10 protein-coding genes are annotated in these 13,375 nt (G+C 47.0%); 4 read left to right on the forward strand and 6 right to left on the reverse strand.

Going from position 1 to position 13,375, the window contains the following annotated elements:
- Nucleotides 1-88 precede the first annotated feature (88 nt).
- From ACJJIB_RS09420 to ACJJIB_RS09440, 5 genes are all read right to left on the reverse strand, one after another.
- A complete protein-coding gene (locus tag ACJJIB_RS09420; protein ID WP_252085463.1) occupies nt 89-550 on the reverse strand; it encodes a PaaI family thioesterase in 462 nt (153 codons plus the stop codon).
- Nucleotides 551-571: 21 nt separating this feature from the next.
- Nucleotides 572-1,522 (reverse strand): DMT family transporter, encoded by a 951-nt coding sequence (locus tag ACJJIB_RS09425; RefSeq protein ID WP_444888672.1) that lies wholly within the window; start codon nt 1,520-1,522, stop codon nt 572-574.
- Nucleotides 1,523-1,650: 128 nt separating this feature from the next.
- On the reverse strand, nt 1,651-3,753 hold the full coding sequence (locus tag ACJJIB_RS09430; RefSeq protein WP_444888673.1) for a 3-hydroxyacyl-CoA dehydrogenase NAD-binding domain-containing protein: 2,103 nt from the start codon (nt 3,751-3,753) through the stop codon (nt 1,651-1,653).
- Between the two features lie 60 nt (nt 3,754-3,813).
- Nucleotides 3,814-5,016 carry a 3-oxoadipyl-CoA thiolase gene (locus ACJJIB_RS09435; protein ID WP_444888674.1) on the reverse strand — a complete coding sequence of 401 codons (1,203 nt, stop codon included), beginning with the start codon at nt 5,014-5,016 and terminating at the stop codon, nt 3,814-3,816.
- A 56-nt stretch (nt 5,017-5,072) separates the two neighbouring features.
- Nucleotides 5,073-6,950, reverse strand: coding sequence for an acyl-CoA synthetase (locus tag ACJJIB_RS09440; RefSeq protein WP_444888675.1), 1,878 nt, complete (start codon nt 6,948-6,950; stop codon nt 5,073-5,075).
- Between the two features lie 457 nt (nt 6,951-7,407).
- On the opposite strand from ACJJIB_RS09440, the gene ACJJIB_RS09445 reads away from it, so the two are divergent.
- Together ACJJIB_RS09445 and ACJJIB_RS09450 are read left to right on the forward strand one after the other, a co-directional pair.
- Complete coding sequence (locus tag ACJJIB_RS09445) at nt 7,408-8,607, forward strand: acyl-CoA dehydrogenase family protein (protein ID WP_444888676.1); 1,200 nt, start codon at nt 7,408-7,410, stop codon at nt 8,605-8,607.
- A gap of 27 nt (nt 8,608-8,634) precedes the next feature.
- Entirely contained in the window at nt 8,635-9,762 is a 1,128-nt protein-coding gene (locus ACJJIB_RS09450; protein WP_444888677.1) for an acyl-CoA dehydrogenase family protein, read from the forward strand.
- A gap of 76 nt (nt 9,763-9,838) precedes the next feature.
- Here the strand turns inward: ACJJIB_RS09450 and ACJJIB_RS09455 are convergent, their stop codons facing one another.
- The gene (locus ACJJIB_RS09455) at nt 9,839-10,639 is read right to left on the reverse strand and encodes an IclR family transcriptional regulator (protein WP_444888678.1); all 801 of its coding nucleotides are present in this window, start codon (nt 10,637-10,639) and stop codon (nt 9,839-9,841) included.
- A 375-nt stretch (nt 10,640-11,014) separates the two neighbouring features.
- Between ACJJIB_RS09455 and ACJJIB_RS09460 the strand changes: the two genes are divergently transcribed.
- A complete protein-coding gene (locus tag ACJJIB_RS09460; protein ID WP_444888679.1) occupies nt 11,015-12,424 on the forward strand; it encodes a serine hydrolase domain-containing protein in 1,410 nt (469 codons plus the stop codon).
- 23 nt (nt 12,425-12,447) lie between these two features.
- Complete coding sequence (locus ACJJIB_RS09465) at nt 12,448-13,242, forward strand: class I SAM-dependent methyltransferase (protein ID WP_444888680.1); 795 nt, start codon at nt 12,448-12,450, stop codon at nt 13,240-13,242.
- Nucleotides 13,243-13,375 lie beyond the last annotated feature (133 nt).

The raw sequence follows: 13,375 nt of genomic DNA on the forward strand, positions 1-13,375 counted from the left end.
AAGGGGAGTATTTAGCCGCTTAACATATTAGGGGTTAGTTACTGAAAACCCGAGACCTTATTATGACAGCTGTTAGTCAGTTGAGGCTTCACACTTTAATTCTGTGGTGTGTTTTTGCAGGATGCTCTTCAATAGCTTCTCCCTCTAGTATTTCACTACCAGTTTGGTAGCGCATTGTCATCTGGCCAGTTGCAAGCAGGGTTCCTACACTGTCATAAACTTCGGTATAGGAATAAAAGATTTTATGCCCCGAGCTGGTCAACTTACCTATGGCGGTTAACTGGTTGGTTTTGGCTCGACCGGTGAAATTGGTTGTTAATGAAAGCGTGAGGGACTTACGCCGACGATTTGGGTATGGGCAGTAGAGACCACAGTAGGAACCGGCAATATCAATTAACGTTGTAATAAATCCCCCATGGGGTACTCCGTGGCTATTCAAATGCTCAGGAAGTACGGTTACGCTGATCACTACACGGCCTTCCTGCCACTCATCAATTTTCACACCCAAATGATCATTAAACGGTGGTTGTTTTTTATTTTGCCAGCTCATTTCGACTTACCTTTTGGGAAATTAGTTAGGAACAGGGTGCGTTCGGGCAGCCTGCTGGGTGGAGAAATACACTGTGAGCAGGCCTGCTGTGACCACTATACAAATTCCTATCAGCGCAATTGTGTTAGGTAGATGTTGCCATATCAGCCAGCCAAAAATGCCCGCAATAACCACTCCAAAATAGCTGATTGGTGAAACTACACTGGGTTTTGCATAACTATAAGCTTTGGTATAGAGCCATATCGCTAATAAAACAGAAACCCCATTAAAAGCCAGGTAGGGAATAGTCCAGCTAGGTATTGATTGCCAGTAGTAGATACCCAGGGGAAGGCTGCACATAAATGAGATAAGGACATAGTAAAACAAAATAAGACTCGACTTATCAGTGTGTGACAAAATACGTGTGCCCACCATAGAGGCAGCTAGAGTAATACCTGACAGTAAGCCGAAGGCGTGGCCACTGCTGATACCATGGATATCAGGTTGAAGAATCAGTGCGATACCAAGTAGCCCAAGCACAATGGGTAGCCAGCTTGTGGCGGGAATCTGTGCACGCGCCCAAAGCCAAGCTACAAGCGGAACAAAAATAGGGGCGGCATTGCGCAGTAAGCCTGCCTCCATCAATGAAATACGGCTGAGTGCATAAAAGTAGGAAAAGAAGCAGAGCCAGCCTGCAAAGCCGCGCAGTAAATGGGTTTTCCAGTGTTGTGTTATGAGCTTTTGGGGTGACTGGCGCACCAGCCAGGGAATAAGTAATAGTAAGCAGATGCTGTATTGGCTGAGCACTATTAAAGGTACTGGTACGGCGGGTGATATCCATTTACTGGCTGCGGCGGCTGTACTGGCAACCATAGCGGTGGCCAGTGCGTAACCTATGCCTTTCCAATTGTTTCTCTTAACCCTGGCTTGGATCGCTTTGTGGTGATCTGGCGGTTCTGGTGACTGTTCGAGCTGCAGCTCATTAAGACGCATTTGGCTCGGTCGTAGTTTCGATTCTATTAACGTATCAGGCCTTATCATTGTGTTGCCAACTAAAAATCTCTCAACTTTGGCAAAAAGGGTAACCGGTACTTTTACCGGTTACCCTTGAGAAGCGAATACTATCGCTGATCGTCTGCCCAGTCCGTAAATGTTTTACCTTCTTTTGCCAGTTGGACGAGCAATGGTGCAGGAGTCCAGTTGGCTTCGCCATGTAGGTCACGGAATGTGCAAATAGTATCGTAGATCTTTTTCAAGCCTATGCTATCTGCGTAAAACATGGGGCCGCCACGATGGGGGGGGAAACCATAGCCATAAACATACACAACATCAATATCACTGGGACGTTGGGCTATTCCATCTTCCAGAATCCTGGCTCCCTCATTAATTAGAGAGAAAGTAAGGCGATTAAGAATTTCTTTATCAGAGATTTCTCGCCGCTCTATCCCGTACGCTTTGGCTTGAGCCTCTATCATTGCTTGGACTTCGGGGTCACTGGTACGAGCGCGAGTTTCTGGGTCATAGCGGTAATAACCGGCTCCACTCTTTTGGCCCAGGCGTCCCATCTCTACTAAAGCATCCGCAATGCAGTAGGTTTTGGGGTCGCCTTTTTCTGCTTCGCTCAGGCCCTCGCGGGCCTTGTGGCCAATATCGAGACCGGCCAAATCTCCAACCGCTATGGGCCCCATGGCCATGCCCCAGGATTGCATTACGGTATCTATTTGCTCCGGGGTGGCTCCTTCTATCAAACAGAGTTGCGCTTCACGGGCATAGGGCCGCAGCATCCGGTTGCCAATAAACCCATAACAATTTCCGGCTAGGACGGGAACTTTCTTGATAGTTTTTGCCAACCGCATTGCGGTAGCGATAACATCGTCGGCGCTCTTTGAGCCACGAATGACTTCTAGAAGTTTCATAACATTGGCGGGGCTGAAAAAGTGTAAGCCGATAATATTTTCTGGCCGATTGGTAGCAGCGGCGATCTGGTCGATATCCTGGTAGGAAGTGTTTGTTGCGAGAATGGTGCCGGGTTTACAGTATTGGTCCAGCTTGGAAAAAATTTCCTTTTTAAGCGTTACATTCTCAAACACAGCTTCGATAACGAGGTCTACCTCTACCAGGTCGGAGTAGTCAGTGGTGCCCTGGATTAGTGAGAGACAGTGTGCTTTTTGGGGCTCTGTAATCTTCCCCTTTTTCATACTGATATTGTAATTCTTGTCGATTACTGCCCGGCCACGTTCTACGGCAGCTTGATCGATATCTAGCAGCTTGACTGGGATACCGGCATTGGCAAAATTCATGGCGATACCTCCCCCCATCGTGCCGCCCCCAATAATGCCGACACTGTTTATTTCTCTGATAGGGGTATCTTTGGAGAGACCCTGAACTTTTGTCGCACGTCGCTCGGCAAAGAACATATGCCTCAGGGCGGCGGACTGACTTGAGAGCAGACATTCGATAAATAGATCCAGCTCTTTAGCCAGCCCTTTATCGAATGGCAGCTTCACTGCTGCCTCCACACAGGAGACAATATTCTGTGGGGCCAGTTGACCAGGTGCTCTTTTTTCCAGTCGCTGGCGGAAATCCTCGAACAGGCCCTCTGGAATACTGGCAGGATCTATTGTGATGTCCCGGACTCTGCGTGGTGGGGCTTTCTGGTCAATTAGCTCGCGAGCAAAGGCGAGGGCCCCTTCGAATAGATCATCATCAACCACGTGATCGATCAGCTTCATGCTTTTGGCTTTCGCGGCCGGGATTGGGGCACCCTTGGTGATCATTTCTAATGCAGCCGCAACGCCGGCCAGACGTGGCGTGCGCTGAGTACCACCGGCCCCAGGCAATAACCCCAATTTAACTTCAGGCAGGCCGACTTTGGCAGATGCCAGGGCACAGCGATAGTGACAAGCCAGTGCCACCTCAAAGCCCCCGCCCAATGCGGTACCGTGAATAGCGGCAATCACCGGTTTACGAGAGTTTTCGATTTCTGTAATCACCTCAGATAAGGCAGGTGCCTGTGGTGGCTTACTAAATTCTGTGATGTCTGCACCAGCAATAAAAGTGCGGCCTTCACATATCAAAACCAGTGCCTGAGAGGCATCTTCCTGGGCACTCTTGATCGCTCCCCATATGCCTTCGCGCAGCCCGTGGGAAAGCGCGTTGACAGGGGGGTTGTTAAGTCGAATAACACCAATATCGCCAATAAGTTCATAATTTACGGTAGACATTGTTATCTCCAGATCTTAAATGACTATTAGATTGTTTCTCCTAGAGGGTCTCGCCGGTTTTTATATACGCTCAATAATCACTGCGATTCCCTGGCCAATACCAATACACATGGTGGCTAACCCATAGCGTCCGCCGCTACGCTCCAGCTGGCGTAATGCTGTGAGTAGAATGCGGGCTCCGCTGGCGCCGAGCGGATGCCCAACTGCAATTGCACCACCATTGGGGTTAACCCTGGAGTCCTCGTAATCAATCTCGAGCAATTTCAGGCAGCCCATGGCCTGTACAGCAAATGCCTCGTTAAACTCCATGACATCCATATCTGCCAGGCTCAAGCCTGCACGAGCCAATGCCTTACGGGTAGCCGGGACCGGGCCTAAACCCATTACTCTTGGCTCCACTCCCGCAATAGCACTGGCGAGAATACGTGCGCGGGGCTTGAGATCGACGGCCTGGCCGGCTTCCTGGCTGCCAATAATGAGTGCTGCGGCACCATCGTTGATTCCGGAAGCATTTCCGGCAGTCACTACGCCGTCTTCAAACAATGGGCGTAGTGTTTGTAGACGCTCCAGGCTAGTATCGGGGCGGGGATGTTCATCAGTATCGATAAGGCGAGGTGGTTGCTTTCTGCCCTGTGGCACCTCGATAGGGATAATTTCATCAATAAAAAAGCCATCAATACGCGCGCTTTCATATTTTGCTTGTGAAGCTAGTGCAAAGATATCGCACTCTTCCCGCTGAATATTCAGGTCTGCGGCAATATTGTCTGCAGTTTGCGGCATGGTATGGCTGCCAAATTCTGCAACAATATCGGGATTGGTGAAGCGCGGACCCAAAGTGGTATCCGCCAGTTGCTGGGTGCGATCGAAAGGGCTGCTTGCTTTGGAAAGGACCAAAGGGGCACGGCTCATGGATTCAACACCACCGGCAATGAACAAATCACCTTCCGAGGCCCTGATGCAACGTGCTGCATCGGCAACGGCAGATAAGCCAGAACCACATAGGCGGTTTACCGTAATACCACCGGTGGAGATTGGCAGTCCTGCAATTAGCACGGCAAAGCGGGCGATATTACGACTGTCCTCACCGGCCTGATTGGTATTTCCGGCAATCACATCCTCAAATTGCTTGTGATCGAAATTATTACGTTCAACCAGGGCTTTAATGACATGCGCGAGCATATTGTCTGGCCTGATACTGGAAAGGCTACCTCCATGGCGACCAAAAGCACTTCGGCCGCCATCATAGATATAAGCTTGTGGCATTGTCAGTTTTCCCAATGATTGATTATTGTTTTGTGAGCAGTAGTAAATGTCCGCGCTTAATCAAACTCCAGCGCTACCGGAATGTTTTCCAATGCCTCCTCTGCTACCGTTTTAGCTGAAGGTTTTTCCAGACGAACTTTTGCAACCTGGCCCAGGGCACTATCAAAACGGGCAGAAAACTCTGCAGATATATTTTTTTCCTGAAGTGCTTGACCAATAACATATTCGGTAGCGCGATTACGCAAAGCGGGTTTGAATACCTTGGCTACAGCGGTTAGGGGGATTTCATCAATGATCTCGATCCGCTTGGGTATCGCTGCACGTTCAGAAATCTGGGTGCGGCAGTAGTCGATAAGCTGCTCTTCCGTGGGAGGATTTTCGGACGGATATAGAGTGACATAGGCCACCGGAACCTCACCGGCATAGGCATCGGGCTGGCCAACGGCAACGGCCATAGCCACGGCGGGGTGACGGCTTAGCGGTTCTTCAATCAAGGCTGGATCTATATTGTGGCCGCCACGAATGATTAAATCCTTGGCTCGCCCGGTCAGATAAAGATTGCCATCGCCATCGACATATCCCATATCGCCAGTATTAAACCAGCTGTGGTCAACCCAAGCCTTGGCGTTATCCTCTTCGGAGAGATAGCCTGAAAAAATATGTGGCCCCCGTGCAAGTACAATACCGACTTCACCGGTGTTACAGGTTCTCACTAGCCGGTTTCCATCCACTTCGGCAATTTTCATTTCCATATAGGGGAGGCGGCGGCCGACGCTGCCCTCGGGTGCTTGCATATCTGTTGGGGGGCGGGCCAGCAGGCAGCTGGACTCTGTCATGCCATAGCCGTTACTTACCGTCACATTGAATTTTTCCTCAAACGCACTCTTAAGCGCTGCGGGTAAAGGCGAGGCCCCGCAGCCAACATCTGTCAGGCAGCTGATGTCATTGTCGCCCACAGGGATTTGCATCAAGATGCCGAGAATAGTGGGCACGGCGCCAAAGCCCTGTACACGGAAGCGGGCGACGTGATGCCACCAGTTGGGGAGCACATTGGGGGAGCGAAAACCTGAGGGGGTCATTATAACAATCGTGCGGCCGGCGAGCAGAGTGCCTATGCCGGCGACCACAGTGCCGAAAATGTGAAACAGAGGAAGGCCACTGAGGGTAGCAAATCGCCCCTTACTGGATGTCGTGTCCACACTCAGCTGTGCGACAAACGCAATATTGCTGTGGGTCAGGCGTGCAATTTTAGGCCGCCCGGTTGTTCCTCCGGTGTGGAAGTAACTGGCAATTTCATCGCCTTGAATAGTTCTCCCACTAATTAAATGGTCATTTGGCTGTTGGGCAATAGCCAATACAAAATTCTCTACCTTAATGCCGGAAGGTATGGATAGGGTGCTAACCGGTTTTTTACTGATTAGCAGCAGTGCCTTCAAGGTTGGAACCTGCTTAATGACCTGCGCAACCTTTTCCCAAATCTCCTCACTGAGATCCTGCCCAAGGCTGACTAATACCTTGGCTTTGGTGGCATTCATGATCTCGGCGATATGCTCCGGTTCCAGCAACGGATTGATAGGGCTGGCGATTCCCGCGGCTTGTCCACCCCAGAGTGCAAAATGTGTTTCAGGAAGGTTGGGTAATAGTAATGAAACGGTATCTGTCGAATTAACTCCGAGAGAATGGAGTAGATTGGCGGTTTGGTGAACTTTTTCGGATAGCTGCGAGTAGCTCACAGTCACACTTTCTTCATCTGGTACAGCGGTGGGAAGAAATTCGATGGCTGCATCTTGTTGGTAAAGACGGGCGGCCTGCCGAATTAAATCGTAGGTGTTTTCCCAGGGATAACGTTGTAACAAAGGTACTTTTTCATATTCCTGGATTTCTGCAAGAGATTGCAGCATGGGACTGCCAGTGGAAGTGGACGTGATAGACATGGGGGCTTCTCTCACTATGGTTATTATGTTGGTGACAATATCAAAAGTGAAAAGAGCATTCCACTCTGCGGAATTCAATGGTAATGTTTTGTGCGTCGAGTAGTTATTTAAAAGCTAATTGGTGGGAATTGGCGGATAAATATTTACACCAGCTATATATAAATGCCACTAAGTAGAAAGTTGCGTCAATAGAGTTGGCTCGATAATTGAGGACCTACTTGCGTGAGTCGGAAAAAGTCAAAATAGCGATGCTCAGATATCAATATCAGCCTGAAATTGTTTGTAGATAGGTTTACTTAAGACAAAGAGTGGAGCTCGCCGAGCCAGATCGAAAGTGAATTTATTCCGCTTGTATAAGGGAACTTCCGAATTTAGTACATGTTGATTGTGCAAGTTGGTGAAGGAAGTTAGCTGAAAAATCTCTGCCAATTGCACCCATATAAACAGGAGCAAGCGAATGAATATAGATTTTTCCCCCGAAGAATTAGCTTTTCAGCAGGAAGTTAAGCAATTCCTGCAAGAGAAGCTTCCGGCGGATATCAGTGAGAGGACTCTGGATGAAATTCCCCTGGGAAAAGAGGACTATGAACGCTGGCAAAAGATCCTGTACGAACAGGGTTGGGCTGCGACTAACTGGCCAGTTGAATATGGGGGTACCGGTTGGACGCCAACACAAAAATACATATGGGCCAATGAGTGTGCCAACTTCGGCGCGCCAGATGTAATTCCTTTCGGCTTTAAAATGGTTGCACCGGTTATCTTCACTTATGGTAGTGAAGAGCAAAAACAGCGGTTTTTACCAGATATTTTGGCAAGTAATGTTTGGTGGTGCCAAGGGTATTCGGAGCCAAATGCGGGCTCTGATTTGGCGTCGTTAAAAACCACAGCAGTGCGAGACGGTGATGAGTATATCGTTAATGGCACCAAAACCTGGACTACTCTGGGACACTGGGCCGATTGGATTTTCTGCCTGGTTCGTACCGGAGGCCCCGAAGTCAAAAACCAGGCCGCAATTACTTTCCTATTAATTGAAATGAACCACCCGGGCATTACTGTATCGCCCATTATGACTTTGGGCGGTCATCATGAAGTGAATGAAGTGCATTTTGATAATGTACGGGTACCAGTGGCCAACCGTATTGGAGAGGAAGGTCACGGCTGGACCTATGCCAAGGTACTGTTGACCCATGAACGCACGGGCATTGCACGGGTTGCCACTTCCAAAAAACGTTTACAGACTTTAAAAAAACTGGCAGGTGATACTTGTGATGGTGACGTCAGCCTCCTGGAAAATCCAGCCTTTGCGCAAAAGCTCGCAGAAGTTGAAATAGATCTTTTAGCTTTGGAGTTTACTGAGCTAAGAGCACTTGCGGCAGTGAGTACCGGTAATGCACCGGGGCCGGAATCCTCCATTTTAAAAATTAAAGGAACTGAAATCGCCCAACTTATTGATGAACTTTACATGGAAACTGCGGGTTACTACGGAATGCCATTTGTCCGGGAACAATTTAAAAGCAGATTTGATGGCGAGCATGTAGGCCCTGGAGTTATTACCAGCAGTGTGCCCCGTTACTTAAATAACCGTAAATCCTCGATTTATGGTGGCAGTAACGAAATTCAGAAAAATATTATCAGCAAGTGGGTACTTGGCCTGTAAACGCGACGTTTAATGAGGATTGGAACCATGGATTTTTCCTATAGTGAAGAGCAGCAGATGCTACAAAGTAGTGTGAGCAAATTTATTCAACAGGATTATGACTTTGATCGTCGCAGTAAGTTAATAGACAGTGATACTGGGTTTAGTGAAGATAACTGGAAGTTATTTGCTGAGCTGGGCTGGCTAATGGTTCCATTTAATGCAGAAGACGGTGGTTTGGGTGGCTCTGCTGTTGATCTGATGGTAGTGATGGAAGAGTTTGGTCGTGGCCTGGTAGTGGAACCCTTCCTGGCCAGTGCAGTTTTAAGTGGTGGACTAATAGCAAGCGGTGCCAATGAGGCGCAGAAGCGAGAGCTAATTAGCTTGTTGATGGAAGGCCAGTTGCAGCTGGCATTTGCATTTGCTGAGCCCCAGAGCCGTTTCAATCTGTCTGATATTGCCACTAAAGCTATAAGGAGAGGAGACAGCTACGTAGTGAATGGCCACAAAGCCGTTGTTTTGAACGGCTCAGCCGCAGATAAACTATTGGTGGCAGTACGTACTGGCGGCGGCCAACATGATTGTGAAGGTATCACTTTATTATTGATAGATGCCAACTCTGAGGGTATTCATCGCCAGGGATATGCCACTGTGGATGGGCACCGTGCGGCTGAGGTAAAGTTTAATAACGTGATGGTCCCTGTGGCAAACCGAGTTGGGGAAGAGGGAGCAGCTTTACCTGTAATCGAACAGACAATTGACCGGGCCACACTGGCGCTGTGTGCCGAGGCAGTAGGGGCCATGGAGAAAATTTATAAAAAGACCGTGGAATATACAAAGACCCGGGAGCAGTTTGGCGTTCCCATTGGTAAGTTCCAGGCCTTGCAACACCGGATGGTGGATATGTTTACCGAATATGAACAGGCCCGCTCTATTCTATTAATGGCAGCGTTACAGTTGGATGTGAATAATGGCGTTGCCCCTAAGGCAATTTCTGCAGCAAAAAGCCGCATTGGAAAAGCTGCCCGGTTAGTAGGCCAGGAAGCAATTCAGTTACATGGCGGTATAGGGGTTACAGAGGAGTTGGATGTGAGCCATTATTTTAAACGCTTAACCACAATCCAGTATTTCTTCGGTAGTACAGATTATCATACTCGCCGATTTGCCGGGCACTAGCGAGGCAGGCAGCCGTGAGGTGATGAGTTATCCCCCAGGTTGGTCGCATTGCGCTACTAACCTGGGGTTAAGCTATCTAGTAGCGGATCAGCATGGCCTCTATATTGCCGACCATATTTTTCAATAAGGGGGCGACTTCTTCTTCCAGGAATTCTGGACTCAGGCGGTAAGCAGGTCCGCCCGCATTAAATGTATAAATGCGCCCCTGGCTTAATTGTAGGGGGACAGCAATACCATTAACATCGCGGTTCCAGTCGCCAAAGGAGCTACAAAAGCCGCGCTGCTTATAGCTTTCTACCGCTTCTTCAATTCCAACCTTGATTTTAGGCCAGCGCTCGCTATTTCTTTTCTCCAGGTGCCCATAAAAGTACTCGCGCTCCTCTTGAGGTAGCGCTGCCAGGAAAGCCCTTCCTGAACCACTGGTAGCTAAAGAAACACGGTTACCTATTTCGTAGCGAAAAGTCGTAACATTAGCGGCTGCACAAAACTCGACAAATATCATGTCGAGCCGATCACGGTCAGACAGCCCTACAGCAGTTCCTGTGGAGTTTGCAAGGTCTTGCATTAGGGGTTTGGCAACCTGCCGAATAGCCAGATTGGAGACGAAAGAGTAACCCAGCGCTAGTACGCCGCTACCTAATTGGTACTTTTCCAGTCGGTCTGAGTAGGTCAAATAGCCTAATTTTGTCAGAGTATAGGTTAACCGTGAAATACTGGAGCGAGGCAAGCCTGTGCGTTGGGCGATTTCAAGGTTACCCAGAAAGCCATCACCGGGCTGAAATGCCCGCAGAACATCCAGTCCTCGGGCGAGGGCTTCAATAAACTTGCGATCGGGTTCTGCGCTTTTCTTTCTTGGGAGATCACTCAGCGGAGCCATGGTCTTAAATCCTGCTTCTATAATAGCAAGTATACAAATTTTACTCCTGGATCTGAAGTTAGATACTTAGCCTTAAAGAGAAATTTAGGCCTGTGAAGGGTGTTTGGAAAATAATGAGCAGTAACGTAAATTGTGGTTGTACTTGGGGGGCAACTGTGAGTCCCGGGCAAGAGTGTTCTTTAAAGCAGATATGGTTTAATTGTATTTTTTGCGGAATACCTATATATACATTCTATTTATCGTATTTTGCATAGTTGCTGCTTGTTTCAAAGATGAAATTAGTGTTTGAATCCGTTGCCAGTGAACTTTTCCAGGTTTGAGCTCATTTAAAAAAGAATTTTAGATATGATAATAAGGCTTCTCATTAGTATCACAATGGCTTTGATTGTCGTTAGTAACTGTTATGCCATAGATGATAATGTTGGAAAAGAAATAAAATCAGCTCTGGAAGAGCTGTCTAATAGCAACCGCTTAATTGGCTCACATTTTGTTGCGGTAGTTGATAAGAACGGGCTTGATTTCTTTTATGCCTATTCTGAAGGTGGCCCTCAAGTTACAGAGAGCACGCCTTTCTTAATCGCAAGTCACACAAAGTCTTTTACCAGTACTTTGATGGCTATCCTGCATAACTCGGGCAAGTTAGATTTAGATAAACCCATATCATCTTATAAGCTCCAACTGGGGCTTGAGGGAAAAGTTGACACCAATAAAATCAGTGTTAGGGATTTACTTACCCATACGTCTGGATTTACAAGTGTTCAACATACCTTTAAGTCAGCTTTTTTAGGTTATTTCGGTCCAGAGGAGCTGGTACATTCATTAAGTGAAAATCTACTTATAGCGCCAGATTACAACTTTAGGTATTCAAATACGGGCCCGATAGTCGCCTCGATGATTGCAGAGAATGTCACTGGAAAAGCTTGGGGAGAGCTTATAGAGAAGTATATAACTAAGCCTCTGGATATGAATTCGACTACGAATAAGGTATCCAAAGTGGATAATTTTCTTCCATCTATTATCACCTCCAGTGATGGTAATATCTTCACTTCAGGACATTTCAAGTCTGATCAAACGATGCACCCCTCAGGAGGCTTGGTTTCTACTGTAAGTGATTTGGCGACATGGCTTCAGGTAAATATAAGTAAAGATAGGTCAAATGTATCTAAGATTAATATTTTTGATGAGCTTCATGAAAAGCAGGTAGATCAATCAAAAACCTATTTCACCTATAAGAGAACAGGCTACACCTTGGGGTGGGATCTGGCAGAGTATAATGAAGAGACTCTTTTAACTCGGTTTGGAAATTATGGTGGATATAGCATCCATGTATCATTTATACCAAAAAGAGAGATAGGTGTAATTGCATTTACCAATCAGGATGCGGCTTATATGTTACCCCATGTAATAGCTAATTATACTTATAACTCAATTTTAAATAAAGCAAATAGAGATACGCTGTTTGAGCAGGAGATGAATCGACTGAAGAAATCTGTTCGAGGCGAGCTATTGGAAGCGCCAGATCCTGCCTTGGTTGTGAGCGCCGAAAATTTCCCAAGAAACTTGCTTGGTATCTATGTGAATAGTAATGGCTGGCCGGAGCAAAAACTCTATATTGAGGGTGATAAAATAATGGTTAGTTGGGGAGGGCTCAGTGGACCATTGCTAAAAACTGGGGACGTATATAAGGTGCATTTAGGAGCGCTCCAAAGAGATCTTTCATTTCATTTTCAGGGTAAGGGCGTTGTAATGTCTCAGAATGGATCAGTCAAGTTTATTAAAATATAAGCTGGGTGCTAAAGAGGTGTTCCATGAAAGAAAATACAGATTTTTTTGTCAGTAAATCCTTGGCCTCCTGGGATGAGGCTGGGCCTGTTCACTGGGAATTCAGCAAGCGGCTACTTGAGAAAGTCTCCGAGTCTAATTTTAATGCCTTAGAACAAGACTTTGATGGCATGTTGGATGAGTTTGATCTTTCCGGAAAGTCAGTGGTTCAAATTTGCTGCAATAATGCGAAAGATTTAATCTCCATCAAAAAGAAAGGTGCCGGGCTCTGTGTGGGGATTGATGGATCCCAAGCTTTTGTCGATCAAGCTCGGCTTTTGGTAAATGCCTCAAGGTGTTCGGATGTAGAAATCGTATGTTCTAACATCTATGAGTTGCCTGATGAGTATATCGGCCGTTTTGACTTTGCGGTTATCACCATTGGCGTACTGAACTGGATGCCGGACCTGAAGCGGTTTATGAGTATCTGTGCTTCGCTGCTGAAGCCGGGTGGTTATCTTTTAATGGAAGAAATACATCCGGTTCTAAATATGTATGAGGAAGGTAATCCCTCACACATTGCCATGTCTTATTTCAATCGCGAGCCGCAAAAGGATGATCAAGGTTTGGGCTATTTGGATGGTAGAAAATATCAGGCTAAAGAAAATTATAATTTTCATCACACCTTGTCAGATATTTTGATGGCGGCAATTGAAAGTAATCTATCTCTACAGAAGTTTGTTGAACTCGGGAAGAATGTGGGTAATTGGTGTGGAGATTTGGAAAGCTCTAAATGTGTTCCGCCAATGGCAATGCTGGCTTGTTGGAAAAAGGACTTATAGATTTTGACGTTCACCAAGGTCCTAAGCTATAGAGCCAGTAGAAATAGGCTAAGAAAAGAGGCCTGCCATTAAAGTTGAGTCTTAAATTCCTTAATTTTCGTATTTACACGAACAATATTTCTTCCGGCGGTGA

Source organism: Microbulbifer mixtoriginis (SeqCode) (assembly GCF_052467705.1).